Source organism: Brevundimonas sp. (assembly GCF_035626535.1).
In the GTDB taxonomy this organism is placed as follows: domain Bacteria; phylum Pseudomonadota; class Alphaproteobacteria; order Caulobacterales; family Caulobacteraceae; genus Brevundimonas.
On sequence record NZ_DASPNO010000029.1, the window covers coordinates 19,114 to 41,046 of the forward strand.

Below are 21,933 nucleotides of genomic sequence, written 5' to 3' on the forward strand. Positions count from 1 at the left end.
TCATACCGCGACACCCCGCGCCTCGACCGGGTCCGTCACGCCGCGCGCGACCGCGCGGATGACGAGCGCCGCGGCGATGGCCCGCGACGGAGCCTCACCCTCGAGCACCAGCCGTCCGCCGTGCCGCTCCCGGACGTCCCAGCGCCAGGCCTCGCCCGAAGGTCGTATGCTCCAGTGATAACCGTCGTGCTGCATCTGCATCCCCGAAACCAGGACTCGGGAAATGCCAGCGACGACAAGGAGTTCCAATGTCCGACACCCGACAAATGCCGTGCGCAAACAACCTGTTGTCGAATGGAACCGGGCGGTCGCGGACGCGTATTCCCGGTTCGCCATCCCTCGACAGGGAGCCTTGTCATGAGCGCTGCAACCTTGAACACGCCTGCTATCAACGACGTGGCCGATCCGGCTGCCTTTCACCGCGCCCTGGCCCGCTGGAACAATCGCCGCCTGGCGCCCGGCGTGCCTTACGCCGGCTGGATGGCCGACGCGCGCGAGGACGCCGAGATGATCCTGCTGGAGGGCGGCTTCGTCGAGCGCATGCGCGCCGATGCGGCGCCCTACCTGCAGGCCCTGCCCGACGACGTGGAGGGTTTCATCGCCTGGTTCGAGGCGCTGAAGGGATCCGGCCCGGGCGAGAACGATCCGCTGTTCCCGTGGCTGGCCGAGTCGGCGACGCTGGAAGAGATGCGCTGGTTCCTGCTGCAGGAGGTGGCGGGCGAGGCCGGGTTCGAGGACCTGGTCGCCTACGCCCAGGTCAAGATGCCGACGCGCCCGAAGCTCGAACTCGCCCGCAACTACTGGGACGAAATGGGCCGCGGCAACGAAGGCGGAATGCATGGCCCTATGCTGGACAGGCTGGCCCGGGCCCTGAACCTGACGCCGACCATCGAGGAGACTGTGTGGCCGTCGCTGGCGCTGGGCAACACCCTGGTCGCCTTCTCCACGACGCGCCGCTACGCCTACCACGCCTTGGGAGCGCTGGGCGCGGTGGAGCTCACGGCGCCGTGGCGGGCGGCGCATGTCGCGGCCGGGCTGAAGCGTCTCGGCGTCGGCGGCGAGCGCAAATATTTCGCCCTCCACGCCACCCTCGACGTCGAGCACTCCCGCACCTGGAACGAGGAGGTGCTGCGTCCCCTCGCCGCGGAACGGCCGGAGGTGATCCGCAGTCTCGCCGAGGGCGCGGTGATGCGGCTGCGCGCCGGAGAGCGCTGCTTCGCAGCCTATCGGGACCATCTGTGGGGGCCGGAGCAGGTTCTGCAGTCGGCCTGATGGACGCCGTCGCCGCACCCTGTGCCGCCGCCGATGCAGCCGCGGCGCTTCTGGAGCTTCTCGGCCGCCTGGAGGCGCGTAGCTACCAGTTCGTCATGCCGACCCCGGCCACCCATGCGTGGGTGCGCGAGCAGGCGCCGGCGGGACCGGCCGACGCCCTGCGCGACATCTTCGGATGGTCCCGCCCGTTCGCGCCCGGCCTGCTGGATCCGGAATTGCTCGATCTGCTGCGGCGCGCCGACGTCGTTTGGTCGAGTCCGGACGGGCTGCGCCTCGACATCCGGGTGAGCACGGTCGACGGTCGGCTGTATCTCCATTCGGCGCCGACAAGAGACCGGGACGCGGTATTTCTCGGGCCCGACAGCTATCGCTACGTCCGCTTCCTGCGCCGGGAACTGGAGGCGTCGCCGGGGTTCGAAACCGCGCTCGACATCGGCATCGGAGCGGGCGTCGGGGCCGTGACCCTCGCCGCCGCGCAACCGTCGGCGCGGGTGCTGGGCACGGACGTCAACGGCCGCGCCCTGGCCTTGGCCCGCGTCAACATCGCCCACGCCGACGTGCCGGTGGAACTGTTGAAATGCAGCAGCCTGCCGCCAGAGCCGGCGGCCTTCGACCTGATCACCGCCAACCCGCCGTACGTAGCCAGCGAGGACGGGCGCACCTACCGCGACGGCGGCGGCCAGAGGGGCGCGGCGCTGGCGCTGGAGTGGGTCAGGGCGGGGATCGCCCGCCTCGCTCCCGGCGGCCGCTTCCTGCTCTACACAGGCAGCGCCATCGTCGGAGGACGGGATCACATCCGCGAGTCGCTGACGCGCCTCGCCGGCGAGCACGGGCTACGGCTGAACTATGAGGAGATCGACCCGGACGTGTTCGGAGGCGTGCTGCGTCAGGCCGCCTATCGCGACGTCGAGCGCATCGCTGCCGTGGGCGCGGTGCTGACCGCCGCCTAACCCCAGGACTTCTGGTAGATCTCGATCGGGTCGCGGCGGCGGACGATCCGTTCGATGTCCTCGAACGCCTCGTTCTCGGTCAGGTCGCCGGCCCGGCAGCGGCGGATGACCAGTTCGACGTCGCCGAGATCGTCGTCCCGGGTTCGGTCCGCGGCGGCCTCGGTCTCGCGGATGACCTGATCGGTAAGTCCCATGGCTCTCTCCTTTCCCGTTCAACGCCGGTTTCGCCGCCGGGTTCACGGCTGAATCAGCCGGCCGAGCAGGAGGTCTTGGTCTGTGTGAAGAACTCCACCGCCGCGAAACCCTGCTCGCGGGGGCCGTAGCTGGACGATTTCGAGCCGCCGAACGGCATGCGATAGTCGACGCCCGCGGTCGGCAGGTTGACCATGGTCATCCCGCCTTCGCCCGCCGCTGGAGGGGGTCCCCGGCGGAGGGCCGTCCGCGCCACGCGACTCCGGCCCCGATCATCCGCATCAGACAGCGGCCGCCGGCCCAGAATGGACGGCTCCGCTTCCGCCTGGCCTCAGATGTAGGGCAGCGCCCCGTAGGTCCCGTAATAGTCGAACAGCCGGGTCCGCCACGAGTCGCCCGCGCCGAGCGCCTCGAGCTGGGCGCGATCCAGCGACGGCGCGGCTTCCAGCGCGGCCTTGTCCAGCGGGACCACATAGCCGTTCCGCTCGACGTCATACTCCAGCATCGACCACGGAACGGGATGGAAGCGCTCGGCGACTCCGAGGAAGCCGCCGAAGGACATCACGGCGTAGATGACTTGGCCGGAGACCTTGTGGATCGACAGGTCGTCGACATGGCCGATACGCTCGCCGGACGGGTTGAACACCGCCGCGCCGGTGACGCGGCTCGACATGATCAGGTGATGCGGCGAGTCCACGCTCATCGAGCCGTCCATGCTAGCGGCCCCGGGCATCCGCGCCGGGGGCTTCCGCAGGCCGTTGCGGCGCTCCGTCGGACAACCGGTCCCAACGCAGCCGGATGGTCTCCGGAAGGGCATGGCGGACGATGGTCAGCTGGCCTTCGGGCACGTGGCGGCTGAGCGTCCCGAACACGGCGTCCACGGCGTCCGCGGCGTTGACCGGCCGGACGTCCGCCAGCCACTCCTGCACCTCCTCGACGAACTCGTCGAGATTCCGGCAACGGGTCGGCTGTTTCGCCGGCTGGAATTGGTCGTAGTAGACCCCGCGGACCAGCAGCGGCAGCTGCGCGCCCAGATGGGCGGCCAGGTCGACCGGCAGGCGGTCGCGAAGCTTGTGCAGCACCACCGACAGGACCTTCCACGCCAGCTGGCGGTCAGGGCCGATCACCTCGGTGATCTCGTTCAGCCAGATGTGGGTCGTCTGCAGGGTCTTGTCGAAGACGTCGAGGCCGTTGGCGCTCATCTCCACCTCCCCGGGCGGGTTGCTAATGCTGATTGTGGCGACTGCTCGGCTCGGTGACCTGGCTCAGCGCCGCGGCGGTCCGGATGCCGCCGTCGTCGTCCGCGTGACTCATGTCGCCCAGAGAGATCACCCCGACCAGCCGTTTGTCGCGGTTCAGGACCGGCAGGCGGCGGACCTGCAGGTCGCTCATCCGGGCCGCGACATCGTCCAGATCGTTGTCCTCGAAACAGTATTGTACCTCGCGCGTCATCACCTCGCGGACGGGGGTGTCGGGGCCCATGCCCTCCGCTATGGCGCGGACAGCCAGGTCCCGGTCGGTGACCATGCCCACCAGGCGGTCGTTCTCGCCGACGGGCAGGAAGCCGGAATCGACCTCCTTCATCGCGCGGGCCACGTCACGGATCGTATCGCCCGGCGCGCAGACCCGAGGGTTGGCGGTCATGCATGCGCTGACGTTCATGGCGGTCTTCCTCGCTACTCGAAGTGGCCCCTCGAAGGTCAACCGGCGGGGCGGGCGAGGGTTCAAGCGGCGCTGCAAAAATTCCCGGCGGCAGCGGGAACCCTTGAAGGAACCGCCGATCCGGCCGCCGGTTGAACAGGTGAACCCGGGGCGCAGGAGACGATCATGCGAACGAAAACGGGTGTGCTCCCCCTGCTTCTGGCCGGCGCGCCGCTGGCGGCCTGTCAGGGTCCGGGAGACCGGACGATGGACGCGGACATGAACGCCGCCGCCCTGTCCGAACGGACGGCCGGGGACGCGACCCCGGAGCCGCCGGACGAGGCTACGCCGCCCGAGCCGCCCACGCCGGAGTCCCCGCCGCCGATCCCGCCCGAGGACACGCCGCCCGACCTCGGCCCGCCCGACATGCGGCCGGACCCGCTGCCGCCGGGAGAGGCGTCTCCCGAAGACTCGCCGCCGCCGCCGACGTCCGGGCGGTAGAGCAGGGAAACGCCCATGCCGGAACTGGCCCAGGCCCGCGAGCGGATGGTCGAGCGCCAGGTGGCCCGGCGCGGAGTCCGCGACGATCAGGTGCTGGACGCGATGCGCGAGGTGCCGCGAGAGGCTTTCGTGCCGGAAGGCCTGCAGGAGTTCGCCTATGACGACGCGCCGCTGCCGATCGAGGCCGGCCAGACCATATCCCAGCCCTATATCGTCGGCCTGATGATCGAGGCGGCCGGGATCCGGCCGGGCGACCGGGTGCTCGAGATCGGCGCCGGATCGGGCTATGCGGCGGCCGTGATGAGCCGGATCGCCGCCCGGGTGTTCGCCATCGAGCGGCACGAGGCGCTGACCGACCTCGCCCGCTCGCGGCTGCAACGCCTCGGCTACGACAATGTCGAACTGCGCACCGGCGACGGCACCCGCGGCTGGCCCGAGGCCGGGCCGTTCGACGCCATACTCGCCGCCGCCGGCGGCCCCGGGGTTCCGCAGGCGCTGAAGGACCAGCTCGATCTCGGCGGGCGGCTGGTGATGCCGGTCGGCCCCACCCAGGACGACCAGCGGCTGGTCAGGATCACCCGCGTCAGCGCCAGTCGTTTTGACGAGGACGACCTCGGCGCGGTCCGCTTCGTGCCCCTGATCGGCGAGCAGGGCTGGCCCGACGTCGACACGGCGCGACGGGCTCCGGAGCCACGCAGCTTCCGGCGGGCGCCCGCAGAGGCGCCGGTCGCGTCGATGATCCGGGACGCGGCCGAGCCTCTTCCGGCCCTCGAGGATCCCGCGTTCGGCGCCCTGTTCGACCGGTTCGCGGACGCCCGGGTGGTGCTGCTGGGCGAAGCCAGCCACGGCACGTCGGAATTCTACCGCGCCCGGGCCGCGATCACCCGCAGGCTGATCGAACAGCACGGCTTCAGCATCGTCGCGGTGGAAGCGGACTGGCCCGACGCCGCCAGCCTCGACCGCTATGTTCGACAGCGGCCCGCCCCGAAGCACGCCGAACCGCCGTTCCGGCGCTTCCCGACGTGGATGTGGCGCAACACCGAGGTGGAGACCTTCATCGAATGGCTGCGCGGCTGGAACGAGCATCGGCCGGCCGAGGCGCGGACCAGTTTCCACGGTCTGGACCTCTACAATCTGTCGGCCTCGATCCAGGGCGTTCTCGACTACCTCGACCGGGTCGACCCGGAGGCGGGGAAGGTGGCGCGGAAGCGTTACGGCTGCCTGACCCCTTGGGCGAGCGAGCCCCAGGCCTATGGCCGGATGGCGCTGACCGCCGGCTATTCGCGCTGCGAGCGGGCGGTGGTGAAGACCCTCACCGACATGCTGGAAAAGCAGCTGGAGTACGAAGCCGACGACGGCGACAGCTTCCTCGACGCCAGCGCCAACGCCCGTCTCGTCAAGAACGCCGAGGCCTACTACCGGGCCGTCTACTATAGCGCGGCGGAAAGCTGGAACCGCCGCGACACCCACATGTTCGAGACGCTCTGCGCCGTGCTCGAGGCGCGGGGTCCGGACGCGAGGGCCGTGGTCTGGGCGCACAACTCCCACATCGGCGACGCGTCGAAGACCGAGATGGGCCTGGTCCGGGAGGAGTTGAACATCGGGCAGCTGTGCCGCGAACGGTTCGGCGCGGACGCCGCCCTGATCGGCTTCGGCACCCATGGCGGCACGGTCGCCTGCGCCTCGGACTGGGGCGAGCCGATGGAGGTCAAGCGCATCAACCCGTCCCGTCCCGACAGCTATGAGCGGCTGGCGCACGACAGCGGCGTGGAGCGCTTCCTGCTCGACCTGCGCGTGGGCGTGCACGCGCCGCTGCGCGAGCGGCTTCTCGACCCGAAGCTGGAGCGGTTCATCGGCGTCATCTACCGGCCGGAGACCGAGCGCTGGAGCCACTATTCGGGCTGTTCCCTGCCCCGGCAGTTCGACGCCTGGGTCTGGTTCGACGAGACCAGCGCGGTGACGCCGCTGCCGACCGCACGGCGGGAGGGCGCGGATGAAACCTGGCCGTTCGGGCTCTGACCGCGGCGGACGGGCCGGTCAGATGACGGGCGGCGTCGGGGAAACCGGAGAGGCTGTCGCCGAGGCCGAAGCGGTTGTGGCGGCGGACTCGAATTCCTCGCGCGTCCATTCCAGCACGACCGCGCGCTCGCCACGCGACGCCATGATCGCCGGCGCCGTGGTCATCGATCCGTCGGGCCGGCGGATATGGAGAATCCGTTCGCCGCCGGGCCGGATCTCGACCTGGGCGAGGACGCCCAGCGGTTCACCTTCCACGCTCAGCACCTCCGCCCCGGGCGGGAAGGTCTGACCGGGAGGCGGCGCCGGAGCCGCAGGGGATTTCGGCGAGGGACCCGGCGGACTCTGCGCGGCCGCGGGAGCGGTCAGCACGGCGACGAGGGCGATGACCAGAGGGCGGGCGGTCTTGCCGATCATGGGAAGGGTCTCCTACGCAACGCGAGATGATCCGGCCGGACAGCGAATAGCCGATCCGCTCCTTTGTTCCGCGGATCGCGCGGACTTGAACCCGCCGGAACTCCCTGGCCGTGTTTGGCTTAGGCATATGCGGTGCGTTAACCTCTCTGCGGAGGACGGCATGAGCTCCCAGGCTTCCATCGCTTTCGATCGTCCGGACGAGCCCCGCGTCCGGTCGCGGCCGTCCAATCCCCTCGACGCCATTACCCGCCTTGCGTTCGGACGCCTGCTGAAGCGCTTGATCCGCATCGGATCGCTGACCGTGGTCCTTCCCTCGGGCGAGGCGCTGCACGGCGGCGACGGGACGAGCGAGCCGGTCCGGATCCGGCTGCGCGACAACCGCACCGCCTGGCGCGTGGCGCTCTATCCCGGCCTCAAATTCGGCGAGGCCTGGATGGACGGGGACGTGACCCTGGAGCAGGGGTCGCTGTGGAACCTGCTCGACCTCATCGCCCGCAACCTGTCTCTCCGGCCGCCCCTGCGACGAGGCCGTCTCGCACGGCTTTGGCGGCGCATCGAACAGGCCAACGACCGAGCCAAGGCAAGGCGCAACGTGGCGCATCACTACGACCTGTCGCTGGACCTCTACCGCCGCTTCCTCGATTCCGATCTGCAGTATTCCTGCGCCTATTTCGAACACGCCGGGATGAGCCTTGAGGAGGCGCAGGTCGCCAAGAAGCGCCATCTCGCCGCCAAGCTCCTGCTCGAGCCTGGCCAGACCGTGCTCGACATCGGCTGCGGCTGGGGCGGCCTGGGCCTGACGCTGGCGGAGGACGCCGGCGCCCGGGTCACCGGGATCACCCTGTCCGACGAACAGCTCGCCATCGCCCGCGAGCGGGCCCAAACCCGCGGACTCGCCGACCGGGTCGAGTTCCGGAAACAGGACTATCGCGACGTCGGGGGCACGTTCGACCGGATCGTCTCCGTCGGGATGTTCGAGCATGTCGGCGTGCCGAACTATCAGGCCTATTTCGACGCCGTCGCGCGCCTGCTGAAGGACGACGGCGTGGCGGTGCTGCACGCCATCGGCCAGAAGCACGTCTCGGTCCGCAATCAGCCGTGGATCGGAAAATACATCTTCCCGGGCGGCTACACCCCGGCCCTGTCGGAAATCCTCCCGGCCATCGAGCGGGCGGGGCTGTGGGTCACGGACATCGAGATCCTGCGCCTGCACTACGCCGAGACGCTGAAGGCCTGGCGGGAGCGGTTCGAGGCGAACCGGGCCGAGATCGCCGCCCTCTACGACGAGCGCTTCTGCCGGATGTGGGAGTTCTACCTCTGCCTCAGCGAGGTGGCGTTCCGCCACCGCGGCTGCATGGTGTTCCAGATCCAGCTGTCGAAGCGGGTCGACGCCGTGCCTCTGACCCGGGACTACATCCACGACGCGGAAGCGGACGCGGCGGGCTGACGCGCCTGGCGCATCTGGACTTCCGCGCGCCGACAAGGCTCATTGGGCGCTCGGCAAGGACGCGTCAGCCGGCGGTCGGCGCAAGACGTCCGGATATCGGGGATGAGAGACATGAAGCGGGAACTCCTGGCTACGGCCGCAATGCTGGCGCTCGCCTTTCCTGCAGCGGCGCAGGTCGCCGAACCGGCCCCGCCGCCGGTCGCCCCGCCCGGCGAGGCTCCGATCGAGACGCCTCCGGCCGACGGAGCGGAGACGGAAGACGCCAAATGGGACGTGCAGGCTCCGCCCGGGCCCTCGCGCGATATCCCGATCGACGTGACCCGCGGCACCTGGATGTCGGTCGACGTCAGCCCGGACGGCCAGACCATCGCCTTCGACCTGCTGGGCGACATCTATGTGATGCCGATCTCGGGCGGCGAGGCGCGCGCCATCGCCAGCGGCGTTGCCTGGGACATGCAGCCGAAATGGTCGCCCGACGGCCGCCACATCGCTTTCACCTCGGACCGCGCCGGCGGCGACAACATCTGGATCATGGAGGCCGACGGCTCCAGTCCGCTCCAGATCTCGAAGGAGTCCTTCCGCCTGCTGAACCAGCCGGAGTGGACCCCGGACGGCCAGTTCATCGTTGCCCGCAAGCATTTCACCTCGGCGCGTTCGCTCGGCGCGGGGGAACTGTGGATGTACCACCGCACCGGCGGCGGCGGCGTGCAGATGACCGAGCGGCGCACGCCCCAGAAGGACACCGGCGAACCAGCCTTCTCGCCGGACGGCCGCTACCTGTATTTCAGCGACGACGCGACGCCGGGGAACACCTTCGAATACTCCAAGGACGTCAACGGCCAGATCTACATCATCCGCCGGCTTGATCGCGAAACCGGCGAGATCGATCCCTACATCACCGGCCCGGGTGGCTCGATCCGCCCGACGCCCTCGCCAGACGGCAAGTCGATCGCCTTCATCCGGAGGGTCCGCTACCAGTCGGTGCTCTATGTGATGGACATCGAGTCCGGCCGCGAGACCCCCGTCTTCTCGGGCCTCGACCGCGACCTGCAGGAAACCTGGGCGATTCACGGGGTTTATCCGGCCATCAGCTGGACGCCGGACAACCGGTCGATCGTGTTCTGGGCCGACGGCCGCATCCAGAAGGTCGAGGTCGCGACCGGGACGGTCTCGAACATTCCGTTCCATGTCGCGGACACCCGGCGGGTGCAGGACGCCGTCCGCTTCCCGGTCGAGGTCGCGCCCGACCGGTTCGACGTGAAGATGGTCCGCTGGGCCCGCCCCTCGCCGGACGGTTCGAAGGTCGTGTTCGAGGCGCTCGGTAATCTGTGGATCCGCGACCTGCCGACCGGCGAGGCGCGCCGCCTGACCCGCCAGAGCGACCATTTCGAGCTCTACCCCAGCTGGTCGCGCGACGGGCGCTCGATCGTCTACACGACCTGGGACGACCAGCAGCTGGGCTCGGTGCGGGTGGTCCCGGCCTCGGGCGGCCCCGGCCGCGTCGTGACCAGCCAACCGGGCCACTACATCGAGCCGGTCTTTGCGCCGGACGGCCGGACCATCGTCTACCGTAAGGTCAGCGACGGCTTCCTGACCACGGCGCTGTGGAGCCGGGAGCCGGGCGTCTATCGCATCCCGGCGGCGGGTGGCGAGCCGGTCCTGATCACCGACGAGGGCGAACAGCCCCAGTTCGGCGCCGACGACGACCGCCTGTTCCTGACCGGCCGCGACGGCGACAAGCGCACCCTGATCTCGGTCGACCTCGACGGCTCGGACGAGCGCACCCACCTGACCTCCGAATGGGCGGCCGAGTTCGCCGTCTCGCCGGACGGGAACTGGGTCGGCTGGACCGAGCGGTTCAACGCCTATGTCGCGCCGTTCGTGGCCGCGGGCCGTCCGGTCAACCTCAGCCCCGACGGCAAGGCCCTGCCGCAGGCCCGCGTCACCCGCGACTCCGGCGAGTGGCTCAGCTGGTCCGGCGATTCCCGCCGCCTGCACTGGTCGCAGGGACCGGAGCTGTTCACCCGCGACCTGAACCGGTCCTTCACCTTCGTCGAGGGGGCGCCGGAAGAACTGCCCAAGCCGGACGAGCACGGCATCAACCTCGGCTTCAGCGTCGAGGCCGACAAGCCGGAGGGCCGGATGGCCCTCGTCGGGGCCCGGCTGATCACCATGAACGGCGCCGAGGTCATCGAGAACGGGATCATCGTCCTCGACGGCAACCGCATCGAGTCGATCGGCTCCGCCGCCAGCATGACCATTCCCGCCGGCATCCCGACCATCGACATGACCGGCAAGACCATCATGCCCGGTCTGGTCGACACCCACTGGCACGGCGCGATGGGCTCGGACGAGATCATCCCGGAGCAGAGCTGGGTGGACTACGCCTCGCTGGCATTCGGGGTGACCACCATCCACAACCCGTCGGCCGATACGAGCGAGATCTTCGCGCACAGCGAGATGGCCCGCGCCGGACGGCTCGTGGCGCCGCGGATCTTCTCGACCGGCACCATACTGTACGGAGCGACCACTGCCTCGACGGCCCAGATCGACGACCTCGACGACGCCCTGTCGACCCTGCGCCGGATGCAAGCGGCCGGGGCGTGGAGCGTCAAGAGCTACAACCAGCCGCGCCGCGACCAGCGTCAGCAGGTCATCGAGGCGGCCCGCCAGCTGAACATGATGGTCGTCCCCGAGGGCGGTTCGCTGTTCCAGCACAACATGTCGATGATCGTCGACGGCCACACCACGATCGAGCACTCGATCCCGCTGGCGCGTCTCTACGACGACGTGCACCAGCTGTGGCGACAGACCGGCACGGCCTACAACCCGACCCTGGTGGTGGCCTATGGCGGCAGCTACGGCGAGAATTACTGGTACCAGGAGAGCCCGGTCTGGAACGATCCGATCCTGACGCAGTATGTCCCACGCCGCATCCTCGACGCCCGGGCCCGCCGGCCGGTCACCGCGCCTGACAACGAGTGGAACCACATCTCGGTGGCCCGGGAGGCGACGCGTCTGGCCGCCGAGGGCGTCAACGTCCAGATCGGCGCCCACGGCCAGCGCGAGGGTCTGGCGGCGCACTGGGAGCTGTGGAGTCTGGCCCAGGGCGGCATGGCGCCGCTGGACGTGATCCGCGCCGGCACGCTGAACGGGGCGAAAGCCCTCGGCATGGACGGGGACATCGGCTCGCTGGAGGTCGGCAAGCTGGCCGACATGGTGGTGCTGAACGAGAACCCGCTGGAGAACATCCGCAACACCACCTCCATCGCCTACACGGTCGCCAACGGCCGCGTGTACGACGCGGGCATGAACGAGATCGCGCCGCGCCAGCGCCCGCGGGCCCCGTTCTGGTTCGCGGAAGCCGGCGGCGAGGGCTGGTCGGCGGGGGCGAGCGACGCCGCGGGCGAGGGTGACGGGCACGGCCACGACTGAGCCGGCGGGCGGCTGACGTCAGGAACGGTCAGCCCCCTTCCCCCTCCTCGCGGGCTAGAGCAGGAGCGGCGTCGAGCGTTGTCATTCGGCCTCGACGCCGTATCGTGCGGCTCGCGGCGGAGAGAACAGCGTGGACGGGGACATGACGACGCACGGGGACGATCCCTTCGCCCGGCTCAGCCACGTCTTCGCGGGCCGCCGCGCCCTGCTGCTCGAGGACGATCCGGCCCTGTCCGACCATGTAGCGGAGCGGCTCACGGCCGCGGGCTTCGAGGCCGTCGACCGGTTCGAGGCGGGCGAGGCGGCGCTGACCGCGGCCGGCCGCGCCCCCTACGACGTGCTGATCCTCGACCGTCTGACCGCCGGTATGGACGGGCTGGAGATGCTCAAGCGGCTGCGCGCCGGCGGCGGGACCTCCGCCGACGCGCCGGCCCTGATGCTGACCGCGCTCGGCGGCGAGCGACAGAAGGTCGAGGGGCTGCTGGGCGGGGCCGACGACTATCTGGCCAAGCCTGTGGGCGACGAGGAGTTGCTGGCGCGCATTGCCGCCCAGCTGCGGCGGGCGGCGCGACGGGCCCGTCCGGCCAACGCAGAGCTGGTCAACGGACCGTTTCGCCTGTCGCCGGGCGCGCGAACCCTGCATTTCGAGCCAGGAGCGGGCGGAAGCCGGCTGATCGACCTGTCGCCGCTCGAATTCGCCATCGTCGGCGAGCTGATGGCGGCGCGGGGCCAGCCGGTGACCAAGACCATGCTGTGGGACCGCTGCTGGGTGGAGTGGAAATTCCTGCCCGACAATTTCGTCAATGTGATCGACGCCCGCATCAGCGCCCTGCGCCGCCGGCTCAAGGAGCAGACGCCGGAACTGGGCGAGGACCTGCATCCGCTGATCGTCCCGGCGCGCAGCCAGAGCCTGATCTTCCGCGACCTGTCGGCGGCGGCGGGCTGAGCCCGACATGGCCGGACGTTTCCCGGGCCTGATCGGGTGGATTGCGCGGCGGACGTCGACCCAGCTGGCCGCGGCCATGGGCGTGCTGGCGGCGCTGGCCCTGTCGGGCTCTCTGCTGATCACCGGCGCGGCGGTGCGCATGGACCAGCGCGAGAAGGCGGCGCTGGCGGCGCTGGACGACTACAGCGCCATCGTGACCAAGCTCGGCTCGGAGACCAGCCTGTCAGCAGACCGGATAACCGAGGCCGACGCGGCCTGGCTGTCCGCCTTTCTGAGCGCCTTCCAGGACGGTCCAGGCCGCGACGCCCGCCCCCTTGAAGAGACCTGCCGCACCGGCCGTGGCGGCGCCGGCGTGCGTTTCATCCGCGCCCCGGTCGGCAAGCCGGCCGGTCTCGCCGCCCTCGAGACGGCGCGCGGCGAGCGGGCCGGACGTCTGGGCGAGGACGTCCATGTGGTGCGGCTGGGCCGGGGCGTGCTGTGCCCGTCGCGGGCCGTCGAGGTGGTGGTGGTCCGGCGGTCGTTCGGCGCCCTGGACATCGCCGTCGGCCGGGTGGTCGACCGATCCGGCGACGCGTGGGGCTGGGCGGTGGCCGCCGTGATCGGCACCGGCCTGCTGCTGCTGATCATCGGCCTCGCCGCCGCCGCGGTCGCCCGCCGCCGGCTGACGGCGGCGGTGGCGGACGTCAGCCGGGCGCTGGACAGGGCCGCCGTCGGAGACTTCTCCCTGCGGGCGCCGGAAACCGCCCTCGCCCCCGAGCTGACCGAACTGACCGGCCATGTGAACCAGACCCTCGACCGGCTCGACGAGCTGCTCAGCTGGCTGCGCGACTCGGCCGATCAGCTCGCCCACGACTTCCGCACGCCTCTGGCCCGCGCCGCCGTCCGTCTCGAACGGCTGCGCCAGACAGCGGCCACGCCCGAGGCGCGCCGATTGATCGACGAGGCCGGCTCCGACCTCGCCCAGATTTCCCGCTCGATGAATGAGGCCATGGCCCTGCGCGATGGGGAGGCCTGGGTGTTCGAGAGCGTGCGGCTGGACGAACTGGCCGCCCAGGCCGCCGAACTCTACCAGCCGCTGGCCGACGAGCGCGGCGTCTCCATCCGGGTCGAGGGCGAGCCGGCGGCTGTGCTGGGTGTGCGCTCCCTGCTGCAGCGCGGGGTGACCAATCTGGTCGACAACGCTGTCAAATACTCCCCGGAGGGCGGCGTGGTGACCCTGACGGCCGGGGTGCGAGAGGGCCGTCCAATGCTCGCCGTGGCCGATCAGGGCCCGGGCTTCGCGCCGGGTCAGCGCCCCGGGACCGCCGGCGCCGGCGAGGCGCGGGAAAGCCACGGCATGGGGCTGGCCTTTGTGCGGGCGATACTGAAACGACACGGCGCGTCCATGACGGTTGATGACGCCTGTCCGGGGGCTGTCGTCACGGCGCTTTTCTCGCGCTAGGGTCCTGCCCGAAAGCGGGAACACGGCATGCGGCGCACAGATATCCGGACACGCGGAGCCTCCATCGTCGCGCTGGCGCTGGCCGCGCCGCTGCTGCTGACCGCGTCCGCCTGTTCGCCGCTGCCCTATGACATCCCGCGCGGGGTCTTCACCTTCTCGAACGGACTGAACGAGGCCCTGCCGGCGGTGGTGCAGGTCACGACTCTGGGGCAGTCCGAGGGCCCGGCCTCCGGCGAGAACCGGCCGCGGCCCATCTCCAGCGGTTCGGGCGCCATCATTGACGCGCGCGAAGGCATCGTCGTCACCAACAACCACGTGGTCGAGGGCGGACGCAAATTCACCGTCGACCTGACCGACGGCCGCATCTTCGACGCCGTCCTGATCGGCACCGACAAGGCCACCGACCTGGCCGTGCTCAAGTTCGAGGCGCCCGGCCTGTCCGAGATCAAGGTCGTCGATTCCGACCAGCTGCGCACCGGCGACCTCGCCTTCGCCGTGGGCTATCCGCTCGGCCTCGACCAGACCCTGACCATGGGCGTGATCTCCGGCCTCGGACGCTCGGGCATGGGCGACCGGATCGAGGACTACATCCAGACCGACGCGGCGGTGAACTCAGGCAATTCGGGCGGACCGCTACTGGACAGCCGGGGCCGGCTGATCGGCATCAACACCTCCATCCTGTCGGGCGGCGGCGGCGGCAACGACGGCATTGCCTTCGCCGTGCCCAGCCGGATCCTGATGTATGTGGTCGAGCAGCTGCGCACCGTCGGAGAGGTCAAGCGCGGCTCCACCGGGGCCATCCTCGGCTCCCTCAACGCCGAGCGTTCACGCGACTTCGGCCTCGGCATCGTACGCGGCGCCGTGATCGAGAGCGTCGCCCCCGGCTCGTCTGCCGAGGCGGCCGGCCTGCAGCCTGGCGACATCGTCACCCGCATCCAGAACCGGCCGGTCTCGAACGCCGGCACCGTGGCTGCCACCATCGGCATCGCCCAGCCCGGAACCCAGGTCGAGGTCGTCTACCTGCGCGGCGGCCGCGAAGGCCGCGCCACGCTGACGGTCGAGGCCCCCGGGACCCGCTCGGTCGTGATCGGGTCCGAGGTGGTGATGGCGCGCGGTCTGAGCGCACGAATGGCGACGGACGGTCTGCAGGTGTTCGCGGTCGAGGGCGGCTCCGTCGCCGCCGGCGCCGGTCTGCAGGCCGGCGACCTGATCCGCCTCGTCGACGACAGCGCCGTCACGGATCTGAACGGGCTCGCGGAGGCGCTGAACGGAGACGGCCAGCGCATCCTCTCAGTCCTGCGTGACGGCGAGCCGGTTGAGGTGGTCCTGCCCTGAGCCCTGTCCGATGCCGCAGGCCGGACAGCAAAACGCCCGCTCGGCCGGAGGGGGGAGGGTGGCGGAGCGGGCGTCTCGCTTGGAGGAAGCATCGACCCGCCGGAGCCCTTGATGGAGTGATCCAGGGGGGGCTGGGGGGGCTGTTCAGGATCCGGGATCGCTCCGGGCCCCGACGAGCCGATGGGTCCGGTGTCGCCCCCCAAGGGGGCGGTCGATGGGCGGAACGGCGGCTATTTCGTGTTCCGCGCGATTTCTTCAGCGAGTGACGTTCGGGACACGTGGGTCGCTGGAGCGGCGACGGTCGACAGGGTCTGGCGTTAGGGCTGGCGTTTCCGGGCAGGCCGCCTAACCTTCGACTCATGAGCGACGCCGCCGATTTGCAATCCGGCTCGGGTCCGGTCTTCTTCGACCGGCGTGAGCTGGAGCTGATCCTGAGGGTCTACGGGCGGATGGTGGCGGCCGGCGAATGGCGGGACTACGCGATGGCAGGCCATGCCGACCTGGCCGAGTTCGCAGTCTTCCGTCGCTCGGGCGACGCCCCGGCCTACCGGATCGAGAAGCGCCCGTCGCTGCGCCTCAGACAGGGACAATGGGCAGTCATCGGCGAGGGCGGCCTGGTGCTGCGCCGCGGCCGGGACTTGCCGCAGGTGCTGCGCGTCTTCGACAGCCGGCGCTTCAGCGTCGTCGAATAGAAAAGGGCCCGGATCGCTCCGGGCCCTCCTTCTACGTCCTATGAACGTACCTATTCGCGGTTGCCGCCCATGAACATCAGCAAGAACTGGAACAGGTTCACGAAGTTGATGAACAGGCTCAGCGCGCCGAAGCCGGTGGCGACGCCCAGCGCCGCCTGGTTTCCGCCCAGCGCGTAGTAGGTCATCTTAAGCCGCTGGGTGTCGTAGGCGATCAAGCCCGAGAAGATCAGCACCCCGAGGGCGCTAATGATCAGCATAAGGGTGCCGCTGCCGAGGAACATATTCACGATCGAGGCGATGACCAGGCCGATCACGCCCATGATCAGGAAGCTTCCCCAACCTGTCAGGTTCTTCTTGGTCGTGTAGCCGAACAGGCTCAGCGCACCGAAGGCGGCCGCCGTCACGAAGAAGGTCGAGGCCACACTGGAGCCCGTGTAGCGCAGGAACACGAAGCCCAGGGACGCCCCGATGGACGCAACCACTGCCCAATAGAGCAGGTTCACACCGCTGGCCGTTGGGTTCTTCATGAAGAACATCGAGCCGAACAGCAGCACCAGCGGCAGGAACTGGACGATCATGCCCAGCATCGTGATGCCGAAGCCGGTGGGGGTCTGCACCCACAGCAGGCTGGTGACCGCCGGCACATTGCCCGTGACATAGGCCAGCACTCCGGCGACGACGAGGCCGATGGCCAGCTTGTTGTAAACGCCCAGCATGAAGGCCCGCAGGCCCGCGTCGACGGACATGTCCGCGGACTGCGGCACGGGCCGGGCGTAGCCGTTGTTGAAGTCGCTCATCGCGAGTTCGATCTCCTTGTTCGCCGGGATGATCCCGGTTGTCCGGTCAAATATCGGGGCGGCTTCCCGCCGACGCAAGGAAAACCGGACTTGGGCGGCCGGGTTTCAACCGCTACGAACGGTCGCATGATCCGGCTCTTCACCGCCCTGTCGCTGCCCGAGGACGTGGCGGACACGCTCGAGCGGCGGCAATCCGGCCTGCCCGGCGCCAAATGGCGCACGCGCGAACAGCTGCATCTGACCCTCGCCTTCTATGGCGACATCGAGGAACGCCGGGCCGACGATCTCGCCGCCGAACTCGGCCGGGCAGCCGCGGGCGGGCCGTTCGAGATCACCCTGCAGGGGGTCGGCGCCTTCGGCGACGCCCATCGCAGTCACACGCTGTGGGCGGGCGTCGCGCCGAACGAACGGCTGTCGGTGCTGGCGGGCCGCTGCCGCGCCGCCGGGGAACGGGCGGGGATCGCCATGGAACGGCGCGACTACCGCCCGCATGTGACGCTGGCCTATCTGAAGCCGCAGACCAATCCCGACCGGATCGGCGCCTGGATCGCAGGGCACAACCTGCTGCATTCGCCGCCGGTCCGGGTCGATCGCTTCGGCCTGTGGTCCAGCGTGCTGACCCACGACGGCAGTCACTATCAACTCGAACAGGAGTACTGGCTTTGATCGGACCGGTGATCGAAACCGCCCGCCTGACCCTGCGCCCGCCGGCGATGGAAGACTTTCCGCGCTGGGCGGAGATGATGGCCGATCCCGAGGCCTCGAAATTCATCGGTGGCCCGATGCCGGCTGAAACCGCATGGCGGGGCTTCATGACCATGGCGGGGGCCTGGAGCCTGACCGGCGTCGGCATGTTCTCGCTGATCGAGCGCGAGACCGGCCGCTGGCTGGGGCGGATCGGACCGTGGACGCCGCTCGGCTGGCCGGGAACGGAGGTCGGCTGGGGCCTGCATGCTGACGCCCAAGGGCGGGGCTATGGCCTCGAGGCCGCGACGGCGGCGATCGACTACGCCTTCGACACGCTCGGCTGGACCGGGGTCATCCACTGCATCGACCCGGACAATACGCCGTCGCAGCGGCTGGCGGAGCGGCTCGGTTCGCGCAACCTGGGCCCCACCAAGCTGCCGCCGCCGTTCGACGCCGTGCGCGTCGACCTCTGGGGCCAGAGCCGCGACGAGTGGCGCGCCCGTTCCCGCGCATCCGCCTGAACCCCATCGGCGGGTTCGCGCGTTCCACGCTCAAGCTTTGACCCGTCGCCGCCATCGGCTAGGCAGGGGTGTCAATGATGAAGGGTGGACGGATGCGGGTTCTGGTTCTGGGCGGCGACGGATTCTGCGGCTGGCCGACGGCGCTGCACCTGTCGGCGAGAGGCTGGGACGTCCTGGTCGTCGACAATCTGAGCCGGCGCAACATCGACAATGAGCTCGAGGTCCAGTCGCTGACCCCGATCCGGACCATGGGCGAGCGCATCGCCGTGTGGAAGGAGATCAGCGGGCGCGAGATCGGCTTCGTCAACATGACGGTCGGCAAGGAGTTCGACCGGCTCGTCGCCCTGATCCGCGACTGGAAGCCCGACAGCGTCGTCCACTTCGCCGAGCAGCGCGCCGCGCCCTATTCGATGAAATCGGCGCGGCACAAGCTGTACACGGTCGACAACAATCTGAACGCCACCAACCATCTGCTGGCCGCGATCGTCGAGAGCGGGCTGGACGTGCATCTGGCGCACCTGGGGACCATGGGGGTCTATGGCTACACGACCGCCGGCCTGCGCATCCCGGAGGGCTATCTGAAGGTCACCGTCGACACCGACTTCGGCCCGGCCGAGCAGGAGATCCTGTTCCCGCCCAACCCGGGCTCGATCTATCACATGACCAAGACCCAGGACGCCCTGCTGTTCCAGTTCTACGCCAAGAACGACGGCGTCCGGATCACCGACCTGCACCAGGGCATCGTCTGGGGCGCCCAGACCGAGGAAACGCGTCTGGACGAGCGGCTGATCAACCGGTTCGATTACGACGGCGACTACGGCACGGTGCTGAACCGCTTCCTGATGCAGGCGGCGGTCGGCTATCCGCTGACGGTGCACGGCACCGGCGGCCAGACCCGGGCCTTCATCCACATCCAGGACACGGTTCGCTGCGTCGAGCTGGCGCTGAAGAACCCGCCCAAGGCCGGGGAACGGGTCAAGATCCTCAACCAGATGACCGAGAGCCGCCGGGTGCGCGACCTCGCCGCCATGATCGCGAGCATGACCGGGGCCGAGGTCCATAACGTGCCCAACCCGCGCCAGGAAGCCGACGAGAACGAACTGGTCGTCGCCAACGACCAGTTCCGCGAGCTGGGGCTGAAGCCGATCACCCTCGCAGAGGGCCTGATGCAGGACGTGACCGAAATCGCCCGCCGCTACGCCCATCGCGCCGACCTCAGCAAGGTGCCTTGCGTGTCCAGCTGGAACGTCAAGCGGGCGAAGGCGCTGAAGGCCGATCCCGTGGTGGTCGCGCCGGCGCCCGTCCACGCCCGCTCGGCCTGACCGCAGCGGCATGGGTTCCGGCGGCGCGCCCCCTGCCCTCGATCTTCTGGTCTTCGGCGGCGGCTGGCTGGGACAGGCGGCGGGGCGGGAAGCCGTCCGGCGCGGCGGCCGCGCCGTCCTGACCAATCGCGATCCCGAGCGGCGCAAGGCGCTGGCGTCGACGGGCGTTGTCACCATGGATCCGGGCGACGCCGACGCCCTCGACCGCGCCGTTCGCGAGGCGGGCGCCATCCTCGTCACCGCCCCGCCGGAGAGCGACGGCTGCCCCGGCCTGAAGCGGCTGGTCCCGGCCCTGACGCGCACCGGGGCCTTTCCGGACTGGATCGGCTACGTCTCCTCGACCGCGGTCTACGGCGACCGGGCCGGCGGCTGGGCCTTCGAGGACGATCCGCTCAACGCCGCCTCGCTGGAAGGCGCGCGCCGGGTGCGGGCCGAACGCGACTGGCTGGACGCGGGGCGTGGCATGGGACTGACGGTGCAGATCTTTCGCCTGCCCGCCCTCTACGGCCCCGGCCGCTCGCCGGTCGACCGGCTGCGCGACGGCTCCGCCCGTCTCGTCCGCAAGCCGGGGCAGGTGTTCAACCGCGTCCACGTTGACGACGCGGTCGCCGGCCTGTTCGCCTCGATGGCGAGGCCCCGGCCCGGCGCGGCCTATACCCTGTGCGACGACGAACCCGCCGCGGCCGACGTGGTCATGGAGTGGGCGGCGAACCGGCTGGGCCTGCCCCGCCCGCCCGAGGTCGATCTCGACGACCCGTCGGTGTCCGACGCCATGCGGCGCTTCTATCTCGACTCCAAACGGCTCTCGAACGCCCGCGCCAAGGCCGAACTGGCCTGGCGGCCGAGGTATCCAAGCTGGCGCGAAGGGCTGGAAGCGCTGATCGGCGGCCCCGGTTCATAGTCGACCATCACCCGATACATTTCGGGCAAGACATCCGCGACCGGTGCAAACGCGACACGCGGCACATCCCATACATCGTGAATTGGCGTCAGGATGCAGGACAGTGGGCGGTGTCTTGTCCGGAAACAGTCCGGCCCAGGCCGTTCCGCGGCGGGCGCTCGCGTGCCAGATTTCAGCCGGAGGCCCGCCCATGACCGACCACGCCACGCCCAACCTGCCCTCGCGAGACCTCGACGCGACCGCCCGCTTCTACGCCGCACTCGGCTTCGAGCCGACGTGGAAGGACGGCGGCTGGATGATCCTGAAGCGCGGCGGGCTGACGCTGGAGTTCTTCCCGTATCCGGACCTCGACCCGGCGACGAGCTGGTTCAGCTGCTGCCTGAGGCTCGACGACGCCGACGCCTTCTCAGCCGTCTGCACGGCGGCCGGCGTGCCGGAGCGCTCAGGCGGCTTCCCGCGCGTTCGCGCGCCTGTGCTGGAGCACTCGGGCCTGCGCATCGGGTATCTGGTCGACCCGGACGGGACGCTGCTGCGCCTCGTGCAGAACCCCTCCTGATCCTCCCCCGCCCGTCATCCTCGGGCTTGACCCGAGGATCAGACGTGGGGGCGGGCTGTGCGCTCCGGGCGGCCCGCAGACCGCGACCGTGCTTTCCTCGACGGAGCACCGGACCGTCTGGCCCTCGGGTCAAGCCCGAGGGTGACGGGCGGGAGAATAGCGAGCCCTAGAACGGCAGCAGGTTGCGCTGGCGGCTGTAGGCCATGGTGCCGACGTTGGCGCCGAGACGGAGGCCGACACCGGTGCGGATCGGGGCCAGGACGATACCGTCGGCCGCCTGATAGTTCACGCCCACGCCCCCGACCAGATAGGCCGAGCCTTCCACGCCGGGGTAGCGGCGGTAGATCATGTCGGGGTGATACAGGCCGTAGACCAGGGTGAAGACCCGGCTGGCGTTGCCGCCGACATCCCAGCCGATCGAGATGCCTTGCCAGAACACCTCCTGCGAGGCCGACAGGTCCTTCATGTGCAGGGCGCCGCGGCCGTAGCGCAGGCCGACGCCGGCCGCGCCCGCCCCCTCCTCGCCCGCGATATAGGCGGTCGGGCGGTCGCCCTGGTCGGCGAAGATGCGCTCGATGGCCGCCCCGATGGCCTCGGCGGCGATGCCCAGCTCGCGCGAGCCGGCGGCGATCAGCTCGTCGGCGGTGTAGGCCGGCGCCTCCTGGTCCGAGCGGATCGGGTAGTTGGGATCAGCCGCGGGGGCGGTGGCGCAGGCCGACAGGCCCGAGGCGCCGGCGGTGGCGGCGAGACCGGAAAGGATCAGCTGGCGGCGATGCATGGCTCTGGCTCCGAAGACGGGACGGGCTGGGCCCGACTCGCGCGGACCTGAGGCACCGTCACCGGCTTTTGCGGCAGCCTTGCGGC

The 21,933-nt window shown here is 70.0% G+C and carries 23 protein-coding genes and 1 pseudogene; 15 read left to right on the forward strand and 9 right to left on the reverse strand.

Annotated elements, in window-relative coordinates; genetic code table 11:
• Complete coding sequence (locus tag VEC04_RS04005; protein WP_324774071.1) at positions 1-195, reverse strand: hypothetical protein; 195 nt, start codon at positions 193-195, stop codon at positions 1-3.
• Positions 196-357: 162 nt separating this feature from the next.
• Between VEC04_RS04005 and VEC04_RS04010 the strand changes: the two genes are divergently transcribed.
• Together VEC04_RS04010 and VEC04_RS04015 are read left to right on the forward strand one after the other, a co-directional pair.
• Positions 358-1,272 carry an iron-containing redox enzyme family protein gene (locus VEC04_RS04010; RefSeq protein WP_324774073.1) on the forward strand — a complete coding sequence of 305 codons (915 nt, stop codon included), beginning with the start codon at positions 358-360 and terminating at the stop codon, positions 1,270-1,272.
• A complete protein-coding gene (locus VEC04_RS04015; protein ID WP_324774075.1) occupies positions 1,272-2,222 on the forward strand; it encodes a class I SAM-dependent methyltransferase in 951 nt (316 codons plus the stop codon). The genes VEC04_RS04010 and VEC04_RS04015 overlap by 1 nt, the downstream gene beginning before the upstream one ends.
• On the opposite strand, the gene VEC04_RS04020 is transcribed toward VEC04_RS04015, so the two are convergent.
• The 5 genes and pseudogenes from VEC04_RS04020 to VEC04_RS04040 form a co-directional block, all read right to left on the reverse strand.
• A complete protein-coding gene (locus tag VEC04_RS04020) occupies positions 2,219-2,416 on the reverse strand; it encodes a hypothetical protein (protein ID WP_324774077.1) in 198 nt (65 codons plus the stop codon). The two genes, VEC04_RS04015 and VEC04_RS04020, sit on opposite strands and share 4 nt — an antisense overlap.
• Positions 2,417-2,469: 53 nt before the next feature.
• Positions 2,470-2,619: pseudogene (locus VEC04_RS04025) on the reverse strand (aldehyde dehydrogenase family protein); the annotation flags it as partial.
• A 126-nt stretch (positions 2,620-2,745) separates the two neighbouring features.
• On the reverse strand, positions 2,746-3,147 hold the full coding sequence (locus VEC04_RS04030; protein WP_324774079.1) for a PRC-barrel domain-containing protein: 402 nt from the start codon (positions 3,145-3,147) through the stop codon (positions 2,746-2,748).
• Positions 3,131-3,616, reverse strand: coding sequence for a DUF2267 domain-containing protein (locus tag VEC04_RS04035; RefSeq protein WP_324774081.1), 486 nt, complete (start codon positions 3,614-3,616; stop codon positions 3,131-3,133). Before VEC04_RS04035 ends, VEC04_RS04030 begins: the two co-directional genes overlap by 17 nt.
• A 22-nt stretch (positions 3,617-3,638) precedes the next feature.
• Positions 3,639-4,076, reverse strand: coding sequence for a CBS domain-containing protein (locus VEC04_RS04040; protein WP_324774083.1), 438 nt, complete (start codon positions 4,074-4,076; stop codon positions 3,639-3,641).
• Positions 4,077-4,241: 165 nt separating this feature from the next.
• Between VEC04_RS04040 and VEC04_RS04045 the strand changes: the two genes are divergently transcribed.
• Complete coding sequence (locus tag VEC04_RS04045) at positions 4,242-4,556, forward strand: hypothetical protein (protein ID WP_324774085.1); 315 nt, start codon at positions 4,242-4,244, stop codon at positions 4,554-4,556.
• A gap of 15 nt (positions 4,557-4,571) precedes the next feature.
• Positions 4,572-6,575, forward strand: coding sequence for a protein-L-isoaspartate(D-aspartate) O-methyltransferase (locus VEC04_RS04050; RefSeq protein ID WP_324774087.1), 2,004 nt, complete (start codon positions 4,572-4,574; stop codon positions 6,573-6,575).
• Between the two features lie 18 nt (positions 6,576-6,593).
• Here the strand turns inward: VEC04_RS04050 and VEC04_RS04055 are convergent, their stop codons facing one another.
• Positions 6,594-6,989, reverse strand: a complete 396-nt coding sequence (locus VEC04_RS04055; protein WP_324774089.1) for a hypothetical protein — start codon at positions 6,987-6,989, stop codon at positions 6,594-6,596.
• Positions 6,990-7,149: 160 nt separating this feature from the next.
• On the opposite strand from VEC04_RS04055, the gene VEC04_RS04060 reads away from it, so the two are divergent.
• The 6 genes from VEC04_RS04060 to VEC04_RS04085 all read left to right on the forward strand — a co-directional run bounded on the left by VEC04_RS04060 (position 7,150) and on the right by VEC04_RS04085 (position 16,285).
• Positions 7,150-8,436, forward strand: coding sequence for a cyclopropane-fatty-acyl-phospholipid synthase family protein (locus VEC04_RS04060; RefSeq protein WP_324774091.1), 1,287 nt, complete (start codon positions 7,150-7,152; stop codon positions 8,434-8,436).
• Between the two features lie 111 nt (positions 8,437-8,547).
• Positions 8,548-11,871 (forward strand): amidohydrolase family protein, encoded by a 3,324-nt coding sequence (locus tag VEC04_RS04065; RefSeq protein ID WP_324774093.1) that lies wholly within the window; start codon positions 8,548-8,550, stop codon positions 11,869-11,871.
• A gap of 142 nt (positions 11,872-12,013) precedes the next feature.
• A complete protein-coding gene (locus VEC04_RS04070) occupies positions 12,014-12,817 on the forward strand; it encodes a response regulator transcription factor (RefSeq protein WP_324774095.1) in 804 nt (267 codons plus the stop codon).
• Positions 12,818-12,824: 7 nt separating this feature from the next.
• The gene (locus tag VEC04_RS04075; RefSeq protein ID WP_324774097.1) at positions 12,825-14,258 is read left to right on the forward strand and encodes a sensor histidine kinase; all 1,434 of its coding nucleotides are present in this window, start codon (positions 12,825-12,827) and stop codon (positions 14,256-14,258) included.
• Positions 14,259-14,285: 27 nt separating this feature from the next.
• A complete protein-coding gene (locus VEC04_RS04080) occupies positions 14,286-15,593 on the forward strand; it encodes a trypsin-like peptidase domain-containing protein (RefSeq protein WP_324774099.1) in 1,308 nt (435 codons plus the stop codon).
• A 359-nt stretch (positions 15,594-15,952) separates the two neighbouring features.
• Positions 15,953-16,285 carry a DUF2794 domain-containing protein gene (locus VEC04_RS04085; RefSeq protein WP_324774101.1) on the forward strand — a complete coding sequence of 111 codons (333 nt, stop codon included), beginning with the start codon at positions 15,953-15,955 and terminating at the stop codon, positions 16,283-16,285.
• Positions 16,286-16,335: 50 nt separating this feature from the next.
• On the opposite strand, the gene VEC04_RS04090 is transcribed toward VEC04_RS04085, so the two are convergent.
• A complete protein-coding gene (locus tag VEC04_RS04090) occupies positions 16,336-17,082 on the reverse strand; it encodes a Bax inhibitor-1/YccA family protein (RefSeq protein ID WP_324774103.1) in 747 nt (248 codons plus the stop codon).
• Between the two features lie 126 nt (positions 17,083-17,208).
• Between VEC04_RS04090 and thpR the strand changes: the two genes are divergently transcribed.
• The 5 genes from thpR to VEC04_RS04115 all read left to right on the forward strand — a co-directional run bounded on the left by thpR (position 17,209) and on the right by VEC04_RS04115 (position 21,069).
• The gene (gene thpR / locus VEC04_RS04095; protein ID WP_324774105.1) at positions 17,209-17,748 is read left to right on the forward strand and encodes an RNA 2',3'-cyclic phosphodiesterase; all 540 of its coding nucleotides are present in this window, start codon (positions 17,209-17,211) and stop codon (positions 17,746-17,748) included.
• Complete coding sequence (locus tag VEC04_RS04100) at positions 17,745-18,290, forward strand: GNAT family N-acetyltransferase (RefSeq protein ID WP_324774107.1); 546 nt, start codon at positions 17,745-17,747, stop codon at positions 18,288-18,290. The genes thpR and VEC04_RS04100 overlap by 4 nt, the downstream gene beginning before the upstream one ends.
• Positions 18,291-18,382: 92 nt before the next feature.
• Positions 18,383-19,612: an NAD-dependent epimerase/dehydratase family protein gene (locus tag VEC04_RS04105; protein WP_324774109.1), complete on the forward strand. Its 1,230-nt coding sequence runs from the start codon at positions 18,383-18,385 to the stop codon at positions 19,610-19,612.
• Between the two features lie 10 nt (positions 19,613-19,622).
• Positions 19,623-20,513: an NAD-dependent epimerase/dehydratase family protein gene (locus VEC04_RS04110; protein ID WP_324774111.1), complete on the forward strand. Its 891-nt coding sequence runs from the start codon at positions 19,623-19,625 to the stop codon at positions 20,511-20,513.
• Positions 20,514-20,703: 190 nt separating this feature from the next.
• Entirely contained in the window at positions 20,704-21,069 is a 366-nt protein-coding gene (locus tag VEC04_RS04115) for a bleomycin resistance protein (protein ID WP_324774113.1), read from the forward strand.
• A gap of 166 nt (positions 21,070-21,235) precedes the next feature.
• Here VEC04_RS04115 and VEC04_RS04120 read toward each other — a convergent pair whose 3' ends face one another.
• Positions 21,236-21,847, reverse strand: a complete 612-nt coding sequence (locus VEC04_RS04120; RefSeq protein ID WP_324774115.1) for an EipA family protein — start codon at positions 21,845-21,847, stop codon at positions 21,236-21,238.
• Positions 21,848-21,933 lie beyond the last annotated feature (86 nt).

Excerpts from the sequence above, each read along its gene's own strand:
- VEC04_RS04105 (WP_324774109.1), top strand. The coding sequence starts at position 18,383 with ATGCGGGTTCTGGTTCTGGGCGGCGACGGATTCTGCGGCTGGCCGACG.
- VEC04_RS04020 (WP_324774077.1), bottom strand. The coding sequence starts at position 2,416 with ATGGGACTTACCGATCAGGTCATCCGCGAGACCGAGGCCGCCGCGGAC.
- VEC04_RS04080 (WP_324774099.1), top strand. The coding sequence starts at position 14,286 with ATGCGGCGCACAGATATCCGGACACGCGGAGCCTCCATCGTCGCGCTG.
- VEC04_RS04065 (WP_324774093.1), top strand. The coding sequence starts at position 8,548 with ATGAAGCGGGAACTCCTGGCTACGGCCGCAATGCTGGCGCTCGCCTTT.
- thpR (WP_324774105.1), top strand. The coding sequence starts at position 17,209 with ATGATCCGGCTCTTCACCGCCCTGTCGCTGCCCGAGGACGTGGCGGAC.
- VEC04_RS04015 (WP_324774075.1), top strand. The coding sequence starts at position 1,272 with ATGGACGCCGTCGCCGCACCCTGTGCCGCCGCCGATGCAGCCGCGGCG.
- VEC04_RS04110 (WP_324774111.1), top strand. The coding sequence starts at position 19,623 with ATGGGTTCCGGCGGCGCGCCCCCTGCCCTCGATCTTCTGGTCTTCGGC.
- VEC04_RS04075 (WP_324774097.1), top strand. The coding sequence starts at position 12,825 with ATGGCCGGACGTTTCCCGGGCCTGATCGGGTGGATTGCGCGGCGGACG.
- VEC04_RS04045 (WP_324774085.1), top strand. The coding sequence starts at position 4,242 with ATGCGAACGAAAACGGGTGTGCTCCCCCTGCTTCTGGCCGGCGCGCCG.
- VEC04_RS04115 (WP_324774113.1), top strand. The coding sequence starts at position 20,704 with ATGACCGACCACGCCACGCCCAACCTGCCCTCGCGAGACCTCGACGCG.
- VEC04_RS04005 (WP_324774071.1), bottom strand. The coding sequence starts at position 195 with ATGCAGCACGACGGTTATCACTGGAGCATACGACCTTCGGGCGAGGCC.
- VEC04_RS04050 (WP_324774087.1), top strand. The coding sequence starts at position 4,572 with ATGCCGGAACTGGCCCAGGCCCGCGAGCGGATGGTCGAGCGCCAGGTG.
- VEC04_RS04010 (WP_324774073.1), top strand. The coding sequence starts at position 358 with ATGAGCGCTGCAACCTTGAACACGCCTGCTATCAACGACGTGGCCGAT.
- VEC04_RS04055 (WP_324774089.1), bottom strand. The coding sequence starts at position 6,989 with ATGATCGGCAAGACCGCCCGCCCTCTGGTCATCGCCCTCGTCGCCGTG.
- VEC04_RS04120 (WP_324774115.1), bottom strand. The coding sequence starts at position 21,847 with ATGCATCGCCGCCAGCTGATCCTTTCCGGTCTCGCCGCCACCGCCGGC.
- VEC04_RS04035 (WP_324774081.1), bottom strand. The coding sequence starts at position 3,616 with ATGAGCGCCAACGGCCTCGACGTCTTCGACAAGACCCTGCAGACGACC.
- VEC04_RS04090 (WP_324774103.1), bottom strand. The coding sequence starts at position 17,082 with ATGAGCGACTTCAACAACGGCTACGCCCGGCCCGTGCCGCAGTCCGCG.
- VEC04_RS04030 (WP_324774079.1), bottom strand. The coding sequence starts at position 3,147 with ATGCCCGGGGCCGCTAGCATGGACGGCTCGATGAGCGTGGACTCGCCG.
- VEC04_RS04040 (WP_324774083.1), bottom strand. The coding sequence starts at position 4,076 with ATGAACGTCAGCGCATGCATGACCGCCAACCCTCGGGTCTGCGCGCCG.
- VEC04_RS04060 (WP_324774091.1), top strand. The coding sequence starts at position 7,150 with ATGAGCTCCCAGGCTTCCATCGCTTTCGATCGTCCGGACGAGCCCCGC.
- VEC04_RS04070 (WP_324774095.1), top strand. The coding sequence starts at position 12,014 with ATGACGACGCACGGGGACGATCCCTTCGCCCGGCTCAGCCACGTCTTC.
- VEC04_RS04085 (WP_324774101.1), top strand. The coding sequence starts at position 15,953 with ATGAGCGACGCCGCCGATTTGCAATCCGGCTCGGGTCCGGTCTTCTTC.